This window comes from Bacillus sp. A01H (assembly GCF_045277205.1).
Lineage (GTDB): Bacteria > Bacillota > Bacilli > Bacillales > Bacillaceae_G > Bacillus_A > Bacillus_A paranthracis.
In genome coordinates, this window is sequence record NZ_CP117702.1 from 907048 (window position 1) to 923648 (window position 16601).

The 16601-nt window shown below is 35.5% G+C and carries 21 protein-coding genes; 14 read left to right on the plus strand and 7 right to left on the minus strand.

All coding sequences use genetic code 11. The features are described from left to right. Window positions 1-28 precede the first annotated feature (28 nt). The 3 genes from PSR14_RS04860 (at window position 29) to PSR14_RS04870 (ending at window position 2724) form a co-directional block, all read left to right on the plus strand. Complete coding sequence (locus PSR14_RS04860; protein ID WP_000388673.1) at window positions 29-763, plus strand: TIGR02206 family membrane protein; 735 nt, start codon at window positions 29-31, stop codon at window positions 761-763. Window positions 764-851: 88 nt separating this feature from the next. Next, window positions 852-1718, plus strand: a complete 867-nt coding sequence (locus PSR14_RS04865; protein ID WP_000239661.1) for an ABC transporter permease subunit — start codon at window positions 852-854, stop codon at window positions 1716-1718. Between the two features lies 1 nt (window position 1719). Beyond that, window positions 1720-2724, plus strand: coding sequence for an ABC transporter permease (locus PSR14_RS04870; protein WP_000269959.1), 1005 nt, complete (start codon window positions 1720-1722; stop codon window positions 2722-2724). 44 nt (window positions 2725-2768) lie between these two features. Here the strand turns inward: PSR14_RS04870 and brnQ2 are convergent, their stop codons facing one another. The 4 genes from brnQ2 to PSR14_RS04890 all read right to left on the minus strand — a co-directional run bounded on the left by brnQ2 (window position 2769) and on the right by PSR14_RS04890 (window position 5372). After that, on the minus strand, window positions 2769-4085 hold the full coding sequence (gene brnQ2, locus PSR14_RS04875; RefSeq protein WP_001260901.1) for a branched-chain amino acid transport system II carrier protein BrnQ2: 1317 nt from the start codon (window positions 4083-4085) through the stop codon (window positions 2769-2771). A 217-nt stretch (window positions 4086-4302) separates the two neighbouring features. Further along, window positions 4303-4872: a spore coat protein CotJC gene (gene cotJC / locus PSR14_RS04880; RefSeq protein WP_000265273.1), complete on the minus strand. Its 570-nt coding sequence runs from the start codon at window positions 4870-4872 to the stop codon at window positions 4303-4305. A gap of 12 nt (window positions 4873-4884) precedes the next feature. Further along, window positions 4885-5148, minus strand: a complete 264-nt coding sequence (locus PSR14_RS04885; protein WP_000194490.1) for a spore coat protein CotJB — start codon at window positions 5146-5148, stop codon at window positions 4885-4887. An 8-nt stretch (window positions 5149-5156) separates the two neighbouring features. Beyond that, window positions 5157-5372, minus strand: coding sequence for a spore coat associated protein CotJA (locus tag PSR14_RS04890; RefSeq protein WP_001046258.1), 216 nt, complete (start codon window positions 5370-5372; stop codon window positions 5157-5159). 48 nt (window positions 5373-5420) lie between these two features. Between PSR14_RS04890 and PSR14_RS04895 the strand changes: the two genes are divergently transcribed. Continuing rightward, window positions 5421-5834 (plus strand): VOC family protein, encoded by a 414-nt coding sequence (locus tag PSR14_RS04895; RefSeq protein ID WP_113732862.1) that lies wholly within the window; start codon window positions 5421-5423, stop codon window positions 5832-5834. 14 nt (window positions 5835-5848) lie between these two features. Continuing rightward, window positions 5849-6628, plus strand: a complete 780-nt coding sequence (locus PSR14_RS04900; protein ID WP_000440969.1) for a DUF2935 domain-containing protein — start codon at window positions 5849-5851, stop codon at window positions 6626-6628. Between the two features lie 17 nt (window positions 6629-6645). Here the strand turns inward: PSR14_RS04900 and PSR14_RS04905 are convergent, their stop codons facing one another. Continuing rightward, window positions 6646-7458 carry a Ku protein gene (locus PSR14_RS04905; RefSeq protein ID WP_000557757.1) on the minus strand — a complete coding sequence of 271 codons (813 nt, stop codon included), beginning with the start codon at window positions 7456-7458 and terminating at the stop codon, window positions 6646-6648. Between the two features lie 352 nt (window positions 7459-7810). Between PSR14_RS04905 and PSR14_RS04910 the strand changes: the two genes are divergently transcribed. From PSR14_RS04910 to PSR14_RS04925, 4 genes are all read left to right on the plus strand, one after another. Next, window positions 7811-8092, plus strand: coding sequence for a YkvA family protein (locus PSR14_RS04910; RefSeq protein ID WP_000733844.1), 282 nt, complete (start codon window positions 7811-7813; stop codon window positions 8090-8092). Between the two features lie 10 nt (window positions 8093-8102). Further along, the gene (locus PSR14_RS04915; protein WP_000435019.1) at window positions 8103-8708 is read left to right on the plus strand and encodes a DedA family protein; all 606 of its coding nucleotides are present in this window, start codon (window positions 8103-8105) and stop codon (window positions 8706-8708) included. A gap of 98 nt (window positions 8709-8806) precedes the next feature. Continuing rightward, window positions 8807-9175 (plus strand): DUF3992 domain-containing protein, encoded by a 369-nt coding sequence (locus PSR14_RS04920; protein ID WP_001277521.1) that lies wholly within the window; start codon window positions 8807-8809, stop codon window positions 9173-9175. Window positions 9176-9195: 20 nt separating this feature from the next. Next, the gene (locus PSR14_RS04925; protein ID WP_000525809.1) at window positions 9196-9540 is read left to right on the plus strand and encodes a DUF3992 domain-containing protein; all 345 of its coding nucleotides are present in this window, start codon (window positions 9196-9198) and stop codon (window positions 9538-9540) included. Window positions 9541-9596: 56 nt separating this feature from the next. Here the strand turns inward: PSR14_RS04925 and PSR14_RS04930 are convergent, their stop codons facing one another. After that, window positions 9597-10022, minus strand: coding sequence for an S-Ena type endospore appendage (locus PSR14_RS04930; protein ID WP_000791313.1), 426 nt, complete (start codon window positions 10020-10022; stop codon window positions 9597-9599). Window positions 10023-10377: 355 nt separating this feature from the next. Here PSR14_RS04930 and PSR14_RS04935 point away from each other — a divergent pair, with 355 nt between their 5' ends. The 3 genes from PSR14_RS04935 (at window position 10378) to PSR14_RS04945 (ending at window position 13303) form a co-directional block, all read left to right on the plus strand. Next, window positions 10378-12837, plus strand: coding sequence for a LamG-like jellyroll fold domain-containing protein (locus tag PSR14_RS04935; protein WP_130777594.1), 2460 nt, complete (start codon window positions 10378-10380; stop codon window positions 12835-12837). A gap of 79 nt (window positions 12838-12916) precedes the next feature. After that, entirely contained in the window at window positions 12917-13120 is a 204-nt protein-coding gene (locus tag PSR14_RS04940) for a hypothetical protein (RefSeq protein WP_000391504.1), read from the plus strand. A 12-nt stretch (window positions 13121-13132) separates the two neighbouring features. Beyond that, window positions 13133-13303: a hypothetical protein gene (locus PSR14_RS04945; protein ID WP_001174836.1), complete on the plus strand. Its 171-nt coding sequence runs from the start codon at window positions 13133-13135 to the stop codon at window positions 13301-13303. A gap of 28 nt (window positions 13304-13331) precedes the next feature. Here the strand turns inward: PSR14_RS04945 and PSR14_RS04950 are convergent, their stop codons facing one another. After that, window positions 13332-14735, minus strand: a complete 1404-nt coding sequence (locus PSR14_RS04950; protein WP_000838731.1) for an amino acid permease — start codon at window positions 14733-14735, stop codon at window positions 13332-13334. 278 nt (window positions 14736-15013) lie between these two features. Between PSR14_RS04950 and PSR14_RS04955 the strand changes: the two genes are divergently transcribed. Then, window positions 15014-16141, plus strand: coding sequence for a cation:proton antiporter (locus tag PSR14_RS04955; protein WP_073541796.1), 1128 nt, complete (start codon window positions 15014-15016; stop codon window positions 16139-16141). Window positions 16142-16266: 125 nt separating this feature from the next. Further along, a complete protein-coding gene (locus PSR14_RS04960) occupies window positions 16267-16581 on the plus strand; it encodes a hypothetical protein (RefSeq protein WP_001223240.1) in 315 nt (104 codons plus the stop codon). Window positions 16582-16601: the final 20 nt, after the last annotated feature.

Sequence of the window (16601 nt, forward strand, 5' to 3'; positions counted from 1 at the left end):
TATTGTATGAAGGAGAGGAGGAAGGAAGATGGAAGCTTATTTTAGTGCGCATCCATTAAAACCGTTTATTCCCTACTCAAGGCAACATGCCATTATATTATTTATTCTGTTGGTGGGAATCGTTTTTTTATATCAATACCAAGATGTATTACGTCAAAATGAGTGGAATATAACGGTTCGATATGCGATTGCATTTCTATTTATAGGGAGTGAAATTGGACTTCATATGTGGGAGTGGAAAGCAGGGATTTTTGAGCTAGCCACTTCATTACCGTTTGAGTTATGTACGATTAGTTTGTTGTTAGCGTCAATTATGATCATAACGAAAAGTTACCGTATATATGAGATTGTATTTTTTACAGGAATTATTGGTGCATCACAAGCCATTTTAACGCCAAACTTGCAGTATGCTTTTCCGCATTTTCGGTTCATTGAATATTTTATCGCGCATATATTGCTCATTTGGGCACCGCTCTTTATGACTTGGGTGGAAGGATATCGTCCGACAGTACAATCTATTAAACGCACAATGATATTTTTAAACATATTGATTCCGATTGTTTCGTTTGTAAATTACAAAACAGGTGGTAATTATATGTTTTTAGCTCATAAGCCAGAAACAGCTTCATTACTTGATATGTTAGGACCACATCCTTACTATATTATTTCATTAGAAATAGCTGCGCTTATTGGATGTTTTATTTTGTATATGCCGTTTGCGAAAAGAGAAAAACAGTTACACAAAGAATCGTTAGGGTCATAACCTAGCGATTTTTTATATATTAAATATTTACAATTCAGAAAATTAAGAATAAAATTAAGAGGTAAATTATAGAGAGAGAAGGGCGAAAATGGTCAAAAAAGTATTTTTGAATGGGATGGAAGTGACGTTTCAATTTCTTATTTCGATTTTGGGTATTATTTGTTTAGGGACATTGCCGAAACTATTTTATGGATTTGAGCTGCATGCATCACAGTACATAAAGAGTTTACAAGAAGTGTTTGTGAATTTAATGGACATCTCCAATTTTAAATATGTGGGAGATAAATTTTTATTTCCACAGTTGTTTGTCCATTATAAAGAAACAATTATTATATTTTTAGCTGCTTTTTTCATTTCATTATTTGTAGCATTTTGTATTGTTTATGTAATTATGAGTAGTTCACCGCGTATACAACATCGAATTAAATCATTTCTTATCTTCCTAGAATCCATTCCAGATATCCTTCTTATTTTAGTATCACAAATTTTAGTTGTATGGTTTTTTAAACAAACAGGTTTTTTACCTTTTCAAATTGCTTCAATTGGAGGCGAGTCGATTAGGGGGTTGCCAATATTGTGTTTGAGCATCCCGACTACGATTATGTTTGTAAAAATGATCGTGCTTCGTTTTGAAAATGAACTAGAAAAAGATTATGTACTATTTGCTAAGGCGAAAGGGCTGGGGCGCTTTCATATTTTAAATCGCCATATTTTACGAAATGTGTTGCTTAGTACATTATTCTTTGCGAAAACGAATATCTTTTTTATGTTATCTAATTTATATATTATAGAATGGATTTTTAATACGAGTGGTATTTTTATGTTTTTGAAATCGTATTTCGGTATTAGAGTTGAGGTTTTCATTGTTAGTGTACTTCTTATATATATTCCGATTTTTATTTTATTTAAATTGTTTCATTATCTCATTCCGGCTGCGATGAAGGAGAGATTATAATATGTGGACGTATATAAAACGTGATAAAAGATTTTGGATAAGTATTGGGTTTCTTCTCCTATTAGTTCTTTTGAGCATCGGAAATACGTTATGGAATGATGGACATATTAGACAAGTTACATTGCAATATGATGCGGATGAAAATCCACAAGTGCCACCGTTTCCACCTTCATTACAATTTTTACTCGGGACAGACCGGAAAGGGTATGACCTGTTACATTTAGTCATTGAGGGCGCGAAGTGGACGATTGGTATATCTATTTTAATTGCGGCACTTAGAATGGTAATAGGTGTGTTTTTCGGTGTCGTACTCGGAACGTACATAAAAAGAGGATTTTCAAAAATTGAGGCTTTCTTTGATAGTTTTACAGTTATTCCGACAGTTATGATTGCGTATTTTTTTCTTCAATCTGCAAATACATTTGGAAGCGGAGAGGAGACAACAACCTTTTTTGAAAGGGCTTCGTTTCAAGTGGTATTACTTGTACTGCTTGTAATGCCAGTTATTGCACTGTATGTTGCGAAGGAAGTTCGTAAATTGCGAACGGAAGAATTTGTTGATGCCGCACGCATATTAGGTGGATCGAGAAGACATATTGTTATAAAACATCTTTTTCCGCACCTCTATATGACGTTTATACTCGTATTTCTTCAGCAGTTTACGCAGACTCTTACTATTTTACTGCACTTAGGATTACTTGAAGTGTTCTTTGGTGGGACTGTAATGTTTGGTGGACAAATAAAAGAGGTGGAATCTTATACGCATGAATGGTCAGGTTTAATTGGAGTATACTTTAGGTCATTAACAGTGAATCCGTGGATCCCTCTCGTTCCGATTACATTTTTTGGACTTACTATTTTTTCAGGAAATATGATTGTAAAAAGTATCGAAGAGGCGATGATGAAAGTAAGGTTGGGAGGAGAGATAAAGAAGGACGTTGCAGAAGAGGAACAATCTGCTGTGCAGTCGAAAGAAGAGTTATTTACTTTTAAGCATACGATGTGAAAATAAAAAGAAGCAAGCATGTATTTCATGCTTGCTTCTTTTCTTTATTTTGTAGAAACTTCGCCTTCAGCTTCTGTTTGCGGAATAAAGTATCCGATTATACCACCAATTATTGCTGGAACGATCCAACCGATTCCTAAGTTATAAAAAGGAATCGTGTGTACGATATTAGCGATAAAACTTGGTATCATTCCCACATTATCAAGTGCATGAATACAGCTAATAATGAATGCTGCGATCATTGCTCCGATGTAAACAGAAGGTTTACGTTTCGTATATTTATCGATAAATGATACGAAAATTAAAATGATTGTAATTGGATATAGAATAATTAATACAGGCAAAGTAATTTTAATTAGTAAACTTAATCCTAAGTTTGAAATAATGAAGCTAAAAATACAAACGTATAGTACGAGCTTTTTGTAAGAAACATTTGTTAATACTGTTGCGAAATAGTTTGCAAATGCACTTACAACACCAATTGCTGTCGTTAAACAAGCGAAGATAATGGCGATGCTTAATAAAACATTACCGCTTGTCCCAAAGAAGTGATACATAACAGTTGCTAATAGTTGACCACCGTTCTCGAATTGTCCTAAGTTGCCGTTTGAAGCACCGATATAACCGAGTAAGAAGTACACAATTGTTAAAAATAGAGCGGCAATGCTTCCGCAAATAATTGTATATTTCGCAATTGATTTCTTCTCTTGTATACCGTTTTGGCGAATTGCATTTACAACAATCGTTGATAATACAAGTGCACCGATTGCATCTAACGTTAAAAATCCTTCAAGAAATCCTTTGAAAAATGGAATTTCTTTATAGTCACCAACAGGTTCTGCAAACGTTCCTGGTGAAAGAATTGCTTTTGTTGCCATAATCGCAATAATTCCAAGTAAAATTGGTGTTAATATTTTTCCGATATGATCTACTAATTTTGATGGATTTAATGATAAGAAGTAGACGACTGTAAAGAAAATCGCACTAAAAACTAACATAGAGTACCATTGGTCTGGGAAAAGTGGTGCAATCCCAATTTCGTAAGATACAGATCCAGTTCGTGGAATAACAAATAGTGGGCCGATTGAAAGATAAATAATGATAGCAAATATTGCTGCGAATTTTGGGTGAACACGGCTTGCTAAAGTGTTAAAACTACCACCGGCAAGGGCAACAGCGACGATAGCTAGTAAAGATAAACCGACGTCTGTAATAATAAATCCTGTAATGGAAATCCACATATTTTCTCCGGAAGAAAGGCCGAGAAGGGGCGGGAAAATCATATTACCAGCACCGAAGAAAACTGCGAATAGTAGTAAACTAATCGAAAGTATTTGCGCTGGTTTTAAAGTTGTACGCATATAAAGAAAATCCTCCTAATGAGTGTTTTTGTCGAAAATTCAAATAATTTGTCGAGTAACTGTTATTATTTTAAAGGTCTGATGACTAGAAAGCAATAGGGAATTTTGAAAAAATTAAAAAATAATGCATTAAATCGAATAAATATACTATTTATATGTTTAATAGGAAGGATTTAACTTATAGCGTAAAAAAACACATATCACTAGGATACGTGTTTTAAAAAAATATTTTTTTATCACGTTCTTCTTTTAAAATTTCAACCGCTTCTCGGAAACGTTGTGAATGGACGATTTCTCGTTCACGTAAGAAGCGTAGGCTGTCATTTATATCTGGATCATCTGATAAGTTAATAAGCCATTGATATGTTGCGCGTGCTTTTTCTTCAGCCGCAATATCCTCGTATAGGTCGGCAATTGGATCACCTTTAGCTTGTATATAGGTTGCAGTAAATGGAACACCGGCAGCGTTATGGTAGTGGAGTGCACTATCATGATCAGCGTAATGAGGGTCAAGACCAGCAGCTTTCATTTGTTCAGGAGTCGCATCTTTCGTCAGCTTATAAACCATTGTAGCAATCATTTCAAGATGAGCAAATTCTTCTGTACCAATATCAGTAAGTAGGCCAATGACTTTGTCAGGAATTGTATAACGTTGATTTAAGTAACGGAGTGCAGCAGCTAATTCTCCATCTGCACCGCCGTATTGTTCAATTAATAATTTTGCAAGTGCTGGATTGCAAGTTCCTACTTTAACAGGGTATTGTAATTTTTTTTCATAAATCCACATAGTTTCTCTCCTTTATATTTGCCATGGCCAAGGACCTTTGCTCCATTCCCAAGGGGCATTAGAATAGCTGTTTCCAAACTGTTGGAGTGGCCCGTATTTTTCTTCCATCTTTTGTTTTAATACTCTTCGTTTATAGGAAAAGTCATTAAATTGATTAATCGCGGCAGTGTCATCTGGATGTGTATCTAAATAAAGAGTGAGTTCGACTAGTACAAAGTCTAGTTCTTGAAGCTCCAGTAACAGCTCATAATATTCTTCTGGTAGAGATTGAGTCACGTCAGTAGTCACCGCCCTTTTTTATAAGGATTTTCATAATAGTCATAAAAAACAGGCCATAAAGTCCCTTTTTGTAGCGCTTCTTTTGGCGTGAATTGTGGTAAGTTTGGCGGTTGAAAGCCTAAAAATAAATTAGGAGGAGTAGAGTAAAATTTTTTTCCGATAGGAGGGCAAGGATCTTGAGGACTATGATAGGGCACGAATGATCTCATATATTTATTCACGAATAAACCTCCTTACATGTTCATTACTACGTATTGTATTCAGACATAATGAGCATTTATGACACATATAAAAAAGTAATAGGTACGGGGGGAATGAATGTGGAGACTGTGAAACAATTCATTGTATTGGAAGTGAAAAACTTAAAGGAAACGTTATATTTTTACGAAGGGATTTTAGGAATTAAACCTAGTTTAGAAAGACCACAATTAGATGTAACGGGGGTTTGGTATGATGCCGATTCAACGAGAATTAGTTTTGTTATGAATCGCATGTTAGGCGGGCGGGAAAAAAGTGTTACAGATTCATGTGAGGATTTAACATTTACGATTTCTGACATAGAGAAATTGAAAAAGAAGCTAGCGTTTTATGAAATTTTATATACAGAAAATGAATATGCAAAGAGTATTGTAGTACAAGACCCAGATGGATATAAACTTCAAGTGGTAGAGAAGGATGAATAGACGGAGGGGATTTGGTGGAGAGAAATTATGAAGAAAGTGCGTTGTTTGAGCATCAATTTTGGCTAAAAGTGCTGAGTGATCATGCGCAATTTTTACTTGATGCGTTAGCTCCAAAGGAAAAAGAAGATATAAAGAAAGCTACTTATTTTGTTGAAACATTTACGAATCTGTTAAATAAAGTTCGTAATGTGAATCTCGTGGCATTTTCCAAAGAGGCGGAACAAGCAGCTAAGGAGATTCGGACGTTTAAATTAAATATTATACAGAAACAGTTGGAAGGGAAAATTACTATTCATTTTACGCCGACTTTTATTAATCATATGGTAAACGAAGTGGAAGAGTATATAACGGTTTTAGAGTTTTTGAAGAAGGGGGAAATTCCACCTGTTTTTCATGAACTTCATTATCATCTCGTTTGGTTAACAGATGCAGCTGGTCATGCAGGCTCTATTTCTGGTGGGTTAGATCTTGTTGAAAAAAGATTAAAAGAGAAAAGCGAAGAATTTACGAAGCATTTTGAACAATTTTACTTAAAGGCGGTTGAGATGACTGGATATTTACGAACGGAGCTTCATCATTTTCCAGCATTAAAGAAGTTTACAAAAGATGTTTCACTTGAATTGAAATTATTTTCACATTTTTTACATGAAGTGGAAGAACTCGAGTTGTCCAATGAAGTATTAAGTGTATTATCAGCGAGAATGGCAGATCATATGGCAAGGGAAGAATGTTATTATTTATTAAAATTAGCTCAATCATCTGGACTTGAAATGCCGAAATGTAATCCGCTTTAAAGAAAAAGAGGTCAATTTTATTTGGCCTCTTTTTCTGTTTTATTGTCTCTTTTTATTTTTGCTTGTTCAATACTTGCCTGTAATGTCTCCATAATATTGATGATGTTTGGAGCAGGAGAGATGGTTTCCGTTTTTTCCTGTTCTTCAATTTTATTTTCTATTAATTCGGTAAGGGCTTCTTTATATTCATCTGTATATAACTCTTGTTCGAAAGGGTTTGTAAGGTGGTGAATTAAGTTGATTGCTGCGGTGAGTTCTTGTTTTTGAATCGGATAATTTTCGTTACTTGGTAAGTTAGGTATATTTGTTATATCGCGAATTTCATTAGGGTAGTGAATGGTTTGCAACATAAGTCCATCTTCAAAGTTACGGATAATAGCTAAATGTTGTTTTTTTCTAATGGAAATATGGATAAGACCAAGTTTATTCGTACGTTCAAGAGCTTCTTTTAATAATAGATACGATTTTTCGTGTCCTGGAGTAGGGCCTATAAAATAAGAACGATCATAGAGAACAGAATCAATTTCGTTATTTTGGATAAAAGATATAATACGAATAGATCGTGGTTCGTGAGCTTTTTGCAACGCAGATAATTCTTTTTCATCCATAATAATGTACTTATGAGGTGCGTATTCATAGGCTTTTACAATATCTTTATCATCGACTTCTTCATCTGTACAATCGGGAGCGAATTTTTTATATTTAATAGGTGTTAAGCATTCTTTATGGAGGCTTAAAAATTTTATGTCGTTTTCTTCTACGGCGCTATATAGTTTAATTCCTATATTTAATAGTCCAAGTGAAAGTGCACCTTTCCATACGGTATGCAAATGAAATCTCTCCTTTCATTCAAAAATGATTATGTATATTATGAGATAGTAAGAAATTTCCTATACGTTTTTTGTTTTTTATGGAAGGGTAAGCAAAAGGGATTGGAATATAAAATATATTGACAAGCCCTCTAAAATATTTTAATGTGATTGTATAAAATTGTGTATATAAAGGGGAGTAACTTATTACAGTAAAGTCGTCATTACAGGGAGAAACCCTCGGCTTTATTGGCAACGTTTCGTTGTTAGTGAGACCTTTACCAGCAATGGTAAAGGCCCCTTATTGTCTTTTTTAGGACCCTTACCATATTTGGTAGGGGCCTTTTTGTATACAAGGAGAGGAGATATAAAAATGAAAAAACTTATTAGTAGATTAAGAGTTGTATTTCATGTTCGCCGATTTGTTCCATTCCTATTTGACTTTTTTACTTCAAAAGAGGTTTCAATAAAGAAGAAAATCTTATCCATTGCTTTTTTAGTTGGTTATGTAGCGATGCCGCTCGATTTAATTCCAGACTTCTTACCGTTCATCGGTATTTTAGATGATATTGGAATTGTGTTATTTATTTTGAACCGAATTGTAAAAATGGCTCCAGTTCAATTACAAGAAAAGCATAACGTAAACGTAGGATAGGAGTTAAAATATGGAGCAAATTATTTTAGATATAATTGAGTTTTTAAAGCAGTTTTCTTATTTTGGAGTTGTATTGGCTTTAACGTTTGAATTTATTCCGGCAGAAGTCGTTTTGCCTATGGTTGGGTATTGGGTATACGAGGGTGATATGAATTTTTGGCTAGCTGTATTAGCTGGAACACTTGGCGGAACGACAGGACCGTTAACGTTATACGCACTCGGTTATTACGGTGGTCGTCCTCTATTAATAAAGTACGGGAAATACTTCTTTATTAAAGAAGAACAAATTCAAAAAGCAGATGATTTCTTTGAGAAATATGGACCAGTTGTAGCATTTGTTGGACGCTTTGTACCTGGCGTTCGAACGCTTATTTCTGTTCCATGTGGTATGGCGAAAATGAACATATGGAAATTTAGTATATATACATTTGTAGCAATGTTCCCGTTAACGACTTTATATGTCTATTTTGGAATGAAATTAGGTCCACATTGGGAAAAGGCTGCGGATGTTGTGGGGCAATATATGCTACCGATATTACTAGTCGTAGTTATCGTTGTCGGTGGTATTTTAATCTATAAATTTATGAAGAAAAGGAACAGAACGGAATCTATTTAGTCATTTGAATATTTTTTGAAAATAAATGAATAGTACAGGCAAAAGACTCTGAGGGACATACACATATAGGGAATATAAAAGAGAGAGGGGAAACAACTATGTCTTGTGATTGCTCAGGGTCAGCTTTAACTTGTTGTCCAGATAAAAATTATGTGCAAGATAAAGTGTGTAGTCCGTGGTCTGCTACTGTAGTTGCAACAGCAATTGATAATGTTCTCTATACAAATAATATTAACCAAAACGTAGTGGGGACTGGTTTTGTTAAATATGATGTTGGACCAGGACCAATTACTGTAGAGGCGCTTGATTCTGCTGGTACTGTAATAGATACACAAACATTAAACCCAGGAACGAGTATCGGGTTTACGTATCGGCGTTTTGACATTATACAAGTTGTGTTACCTGCAACACCTGCTGGAACGTATCAGGGAGAATTTTGTATTACAACACGTTATCCACTTTCATAGCAGAATAGGAGAGGATTAAAATGGGAATGAGAAGTTCCAGTTTGTCTTGTTGTTCTAATAAAACGCTTGTACAAGATCAAGTATGTACAGACTGGTCTATTACAGGTGCTGGTACTCAAATTGTATATACAAATAATATCACGCAAGAAGTATATGGTTCAGGTTACGTGAAATATGATGTAGGTGCGGCTCCAATTACAGTTGATTTTTTAGTAGGTGCTACAGTAATTGATACAATTACCGTACAACCACAAAGTAGTGGTACTTTCACTGTACGATATTTTACGACTGTTCGAATTACTACAACAGGAACAACTGTTAATCAAGGTGAGTTTTGTATTACAGTACGTTATCCGATTTCATAAAAAGCATACCGCAAATGGTATGCTTTTTTAATTGAGGAAGTAATAAGATTGGTATTTTATAAACAACATGTAAATTGGCAACAGTACTTGCCTTCTAAATATAGTGAAGGATTATGTTGGATATTAGCAATATTAACTGACTGTAAGTCTTTTCCTGTGTACGATATTGTATTACCAGGAAACACAGTGAAAATATTGGTTACTGCTCCAACGATTTCAATGGTAATTGCTTCTGTGCTGCTAGTACTATTGTAAACCGAGACAGTGCCTGATATAGGCAGCATTCCATCACTTTGCCACAGTATCATCGATTGTGATTCATCTTTGGCGGAGGGAATGTTGTTATTCGTTATAAGGAAATTTCCTGCAAATTCATTTGTTACTCGCTCGCAATCTGGATCTGGAGGAGGGGGAGGTGGACAAGGATCTGGGCAAATGATAGACAAAGGAGCAAAACAGCCAATGTTTTTTTTATTCTTCAATACAACCCCCTCCTTTTTAAGTAGTCTTTTACTACTATTAAATGTGGAAGCATGGCCGATGTGTTAAAAAAAAGAAGAAATTGTTAAAAATTAAGATTGTCTAATAGGCTGAAACCTTAAATTATTATTCATGTTATAGAAAAGATTATATGTGGATAGACATGGGAAAAGAATGCTCAGACTCTTTTAGACAAAAAGTGGTTGTATACAATAGTAAGAAGAAAGTTGAACTTAACCTTTAATTAACTGTATATTTACAAAAATCTAATAAAATTCATTTGTTATTTAAACGACATTAATATGCTTTAGATAAAATATCCCTTGTAATGAATCGATTATTATGAGGAGGATTCACGTGGACAGAATGGTTTTGCGAAAAGTAAAAGGTCTTATTGGATTATTAATGGTTTTTGTATTAGCATTTGTATCATTTCCGTGGAGTACATCAGTTAAAGCGGAAGAGAAGAAGCAAGAAAAGGCACCGAGTGAGAAGAAGATCGTTTTTCCGGTTGTAAGTGATGTACATATTAAGAATAGTGGAACAGATGATACGTTTCGCTGGAAACGAGCAATCGAGCAACTGAATACACTTGCACCTAAACAAGATGCGTTTGTAATTGTGGGAGATTTTACTGATTCAGGATCACTGCAACAATATGATCGTTTCATGCAAGTGTATAATGAAAATGCAAATAAAGATGCAGTGCGAATGAATTCTCTAGGAAATCATGATTATTGGAACGGTTTATCTGTAGAGGGCGCACAGAAGCGTTTCTTAGAAAAGACAGGAATGGAATCAATTTATTATCATAAAGTGGTAAAAGGGTATCACTTCCTTGTTATGTCTCCAGAGGACGGGACAACTCATGGATATTATTCGGACAAGCAAATTAATTGGTTAAAAGAAGAAATGGCAAAGGCACAAAAAGATGATCCAGAAAAACCAATTTTCGTATTTTTACACCAACACATTAAAGAGACAGTTTACGGTAGTCATGAATGGGGAACAAAAGATAGCGCAAAAATTAATACGGTATTAAAAGAATATCCGCAGGCTATTACGTTTTCAGGTCATTCACATTATCCGTTAGATGATCCAAGATCGATTCATCAAAAAGACTTTACATCAGTTGGTACATCTTCTATAAGTTACATGGAAGTTGAAGGTGGTAAAGTACAAGGGAATATCCCGCCAGGAGCTAGCACATTAAGCCAAGGCTTATTAGTAGAAGTAGACGATAAAGAAGTAACGATCAATCGCCGTGATTTCCATACAAATTCTTGGACAGGCGAGCCTTGGAAAATTAAATTACCAGCAAAGAAAGACACATTTACACATATAGAAGATCGTGATAAAGAAAAGCCATACTTTGCTAAGGATGCAAAGCTTGCGGTATCAAATGTAACAGAAAATGCGGCAACAGTAACATTTCCACAAGCATTGGACAACCTTCTTGTACATTCTTATCGTGTACAAGCTAGAGATAAGCAAACGGGAGAAATAAAGAATAAATTGTTAGCATTCTCAGAGTTTTATCGTGATCCAGTGCCGAAAGATCTTACGTTTACGCTTGCAGGGTTAGATGGTGGAAAAACATATATGCTTGAAGTAGTTGCAATCGATTCGTTCGGTAATGAAAGTGCGCAGCCGTTAACGGCAGAAGTTACTACGAAAAAAGATAATATTGATCCGAATGTAAAAGTGCCAAAGGCTGATGTTTTCGATGTGAACTTTGCAGATGGTACATTTAAAGACAATTCACCATTTGCTACAAAAGGTGATGTGAAGGGCAATGTGACTATTGAATATGATAAAGCATTGAAAAAGAATGTTATGAAATTAAACGGAAAAGCAAACACATTTGGATACCTTCCATTTTCAGCAGCACAAAAAGAGAAAGTAGCAAATACGTTCACGCTAGAAACTGTATTTTCAATGAATGAAATTCGCGGACAAGGTATTTTGCAAAATACAGAGAGTGGCGGAATTGGTTTTGAATCTACAGGAAGTGGATATGTTGAATTATGGGCTCACATTGGCGGCAGTTATAAACGCGTTGGCGTTCAATTAGAAGCAAACAAAACATATCACTTAACAGGAACGTATAACGGAAGCGAAGTAGCTATTTATGTCGATGGTAAAAAAGTAAATAGCCAACCAGCTACAGGGAAAGTGTCTCATCCGAACGTACCATTTGCATTTGGAGCTGACCCTGATAGCAAAGGAAATGGTGGTATTCCGTTGAACGGACAAATTGCGCTTGCGAGATTATATAGTAAAGCGTTAAGTTCTTCAGAAGTATTAGCGGCGTACAATGAGTTTTCTAACCGCACAAAGTTAGAGCAAGTGAACGCGTTATATGAAGAGCTTGGAAAAGTGAAAGAAGTGTTAGCTGGTACGTATGAATTTGGTGATAAGCCAGGTCAATATTCAAAGGAAGCATTTCAAGAATTAGAGAAAAGCTATAATAATGCAAAGCAAGCATTTGAAAATGTAGGGAGTACGGGAGAGCAAATCGTTCAAACGTATAACGAATTAAAAACAGCTAATGTAACATTTGTACAATCTAAAGTAGTAGAACAACCGAAAACACCGAAAGAAAAATTACAAATCAATATTGAATCTGCAAAAGCAGTAGTGAAAAAAGCGCAAGATGCAAATGTAACGGACGGTTCAGTGAAAGCACTGAGTCAAAAAATTACAGTGGCCGAAGCTGTAGTGAAAGATGTAAAAGTAAAAGATACACAGGTAGAAACGATGAATCGTACATTAGAGTATACGATTTCACTTGTTGAAAAAAGCATAAACAAATAAGAGAGAAGAAAAGAAGCTTATCATGATAGGCTTCTTTTTTGTTATACTAAAAATAGCATAGAATGAAGGAGCGAATAATTTGGAAGAGAAAAAGCTAAAAAGAATTCTTGAATATGTATGGATCGCGGTTGTGCTCCTTGTAGGATATTATTTCTTAAAAGAAAAAAGTATATGGGTTCTATTTTTAATGACGTTTTTATTAGCGGGTTTAGGCACGTTATTTATTAATTTCTTCTTTGATAGTTTAAATGCATGGAAGAAGAAAAAGAAGGGAACGAAGTAAAGGAGGGAATATATGCAAAAGTGGAAGCTCATATATCAGGTGATTATTTTCCTATTACTTGTAGGTATTGGAATTGTGAAATACGCAACGCCAATAGGAAATTGGGCATCGTTTACAGCTTGCATCGGCATATTTTTCATTTTACAATCGTTAACGAAAAAATATAATAGTACAGAAAAATAGCTCGCCGCTAAAACGGCGAGCTATTTTGTTATGCTTTTTTCTTTTCATCATTCGTTTTTTCGGTAGCTAAGTGACTATGCTTTCTAGAGTAGAAGAAATAGAAGCATAAGCCGACTATAAGCCAAACGGCAAAGCTAATCCATGTCGTTTTAGACAAATTGATCATTAAATATAAGCAGCAAAGAATTGCGACAACTGGTAGTACAGGTACGAAAGGTGTGCGGAATCCGCGTTTTAAGTCAGGGTGTGTTTTTCGTAAAATAAGTACTGCGCAGCAAACGAATGTGAAGGCTGTTAATGTCCCGATGTTTACTAAATTCGCTAATACGTGCAGATCTAAAAGTCCTGCTAATAAAGCGGCAACAACACCAGTAATCCACGTGTTTAATAAAGGGATTTTCACTCTTTTATTTACACGTGCTAACGCTTTTGGAAGTAAACCGTCACGGCTCATCGCATACGAAACGCGAACTTGTCCATACATAACGACTAAGAGAACGGTCGTCATTCCAGTCATCGCTCCAACAGCGAGTAGTCCTGCAATTGTATCCTCGCCAACGAAATGTAAGGCAAATGCAACTGGATCAGAAACATCTAATTGTGTATAAGGAACCATACCTGTTAAAACGAAAGATACAATCATATATAAAACAGTACAAATAAGAAGGGAACCGATAATGCCAATTGGTAAATCGCGCTGTGGTTTTTTCGTTTCTTCCGCAGCGGTTGCGATTGCATCAAAGCCTAAGAAGGCGAAGAATACAGTAGCAGCTCCAGTAATAATACCGTCGTACCCGAATGGAATGAACGGCGTCCAATTTTCAGGCTTTACATATTTTGCACCTGCTACGATAAAGGCGATAATAACGGCTAACTTAATAAGAACCATAATATTATTAATGCGTGCGCTTTCGCGTATACCAAAACTTAAAAGCCCCGTAATGATGAGTAAAATACAAACAGCTGGTAAATCGATGAGACCACCTTTTCCTACGCCAGGTGCTGAGGCGACTATGGCGGGCAGATGGACGTTAAATCCTTGTAGTAAAGATTGTAAATAACCAGACCAACCGACAGCTACTGCTGCGACTGCAAGTAAATATTCGAGCATTAAACACCATCCGACGATGAAGGCGACGACTTCACCGACTGTCATGTATGCGTAAGTATACACACTTCCTGAGACAGGAATAGAAGAAGCAAATTCAGCATAACAAAAGGCTACACAAGCACAAGTAAATGCAGCAATAAGAAATGATAGCATAATACCAGGACCAGAATGTTTCGCTGCAACAATACCTGTTAATACAAATATACCTGTCCCAATTACGGCGCCAATTCCTAAAAACGTTAAATCAAGTGCGGTTAATGTTCTCTCTAACTGCCGTGGTGATTCAGTACTAAGCGCTTTTTTTCGTAATAATGACTTCACTTTGGACTCTCCCCCCGTTTTTTCATTTCCATAACTGTGAATGTAGTATGAGCCCACTAGAAAAGAGTATGTAAGGAAATGGAGGTACAGTTATGGTGCATAGTTTTTTAAAATTGCTGGATTAATCTTAATATAATTCAGAATATTTTGTCAAATAAAAATATGACAAATAAAATGCAGATGAATAGGAGAAACTACTTGCAGGAATGGACGAGGGTTATAAATTTACTTTGGATGGAGAAAACCCACTGATCAAAGTTAAAGTAGGAGAAGATGTTATGTTATTTTATTTTGAACTTGTCGTCATTTTACTTTGTACGAAATTAGCTGGTGATATTAGCGTGAGGCTTGGCCAGCCTTCTGTACTTGGTAAATTAATTATCGGTATTATTATCGGTCCAGCTGTACTTGGTATTATAAATAGTTCTGAATTAATCGATGAATTGAGTGAGATTGGTGTTTTACTACTTATGTTTATGGCTGGACTTGAAACAGATTTAGAAGAGTTAAATCGGAATTTGAAATCGTCATTTGCAGTAGCAGCTGGTGGAATTATTTTTCCTTTCATCGGTGGTTATATAACAGGATTGCTGTTTGGATTAATACAATCTCATGCCATTTTTTTAGGATTATTACTTTGCGCAACATCGGTTAGTATTACAGTGCAGACGCTAAGAGATTTAGGGAAAATGAATACGAGAGAAAGTACAACGATTTTAGGTGCTGCCGTATTTGATGACGTCATCGTCGTTATTTTATTAGCGTTTGTTATGAGCTTTTTAGGAACGCAAGATGTGAATATAACACTTGTTATCGTAAAGAAAATTATCTTCTTTGTTAGCATTGTTTTTATTGCATGGAAAGTTGTTCCTTGGATTATGAAAATGCTCGTGCCGCTTCGTGTAACAGAAGCGTTAATTAGCGCGGCTCTTATTATTTGCTTCTCTTTTTCTTATTACAGTGAAATGATGGGAATTGCAGGCATTATTGGAGCATTTGCAGCCGGAATTGCCATTTCTCAAACAGAGTATAAGCACGAAGTAGAACATAAAATTGAACCGATTGCGTATGCAATATTTGTACCGGTGTTCTTCGTAAGTATCGGAATGGAAATTACATTTCAAGGTATCGGAAGCCAACTTTGGTTCATTATCATCATGACGCTTATTGCGATTTTCACAAAGTTAATTGGATCCGGTTTAGGAGCAAGACTAACAGGATTCAATCTTCAATCTTCTATTAGTATTGGTGCGGGAATGGTATCGCGTGGTGAAGTAGCACTTATCATCGCAGCGAATGGACTTACGGCGAATTTATTAGCGAAAGAAAATTTCACAGCGATTGTTATTGTTGTTATATTGACAACGATTATTACCCCGCCGCTTTTGAAGAAGTATTTTGTATAGAGAGGAAGAGCTTATCTGATGTGGGTAAGCTCTTTTTTTATTGGAAAAGCAATAGTCATGTGGCATGAAAGGTTTGTAATTATGGTAAAATCTATGTATGTGATATGACAAGGAGAGGGATGTGTTTGAGGATTACGAAGGAAAAGATTATAGGTGTAATTATACTTCTTTTATTGTGCATACCATTTACTGCATGGAAAGAATCAAAAGTGAAAGATTTTCCGGTTTCTATTTTCTCGGAAGAAGCAGATGGTGAGTACGATCAGAAGCTGAAATATACTGCTTTTTTACCTGATGTTGCGATTTGGATGAACGGTTGGGAAAAGAAGTGGACAGAAGGGGAAAGAACTGTTTATCAAAAAGGGAATCGCATTGTAAATGTGTTTCATCCTCCTGGCGATGATGGTTTTTACCTTCTTGAAGCAAGAGAAAATAAGTGAACGCAACCGTAAGAAGTGGA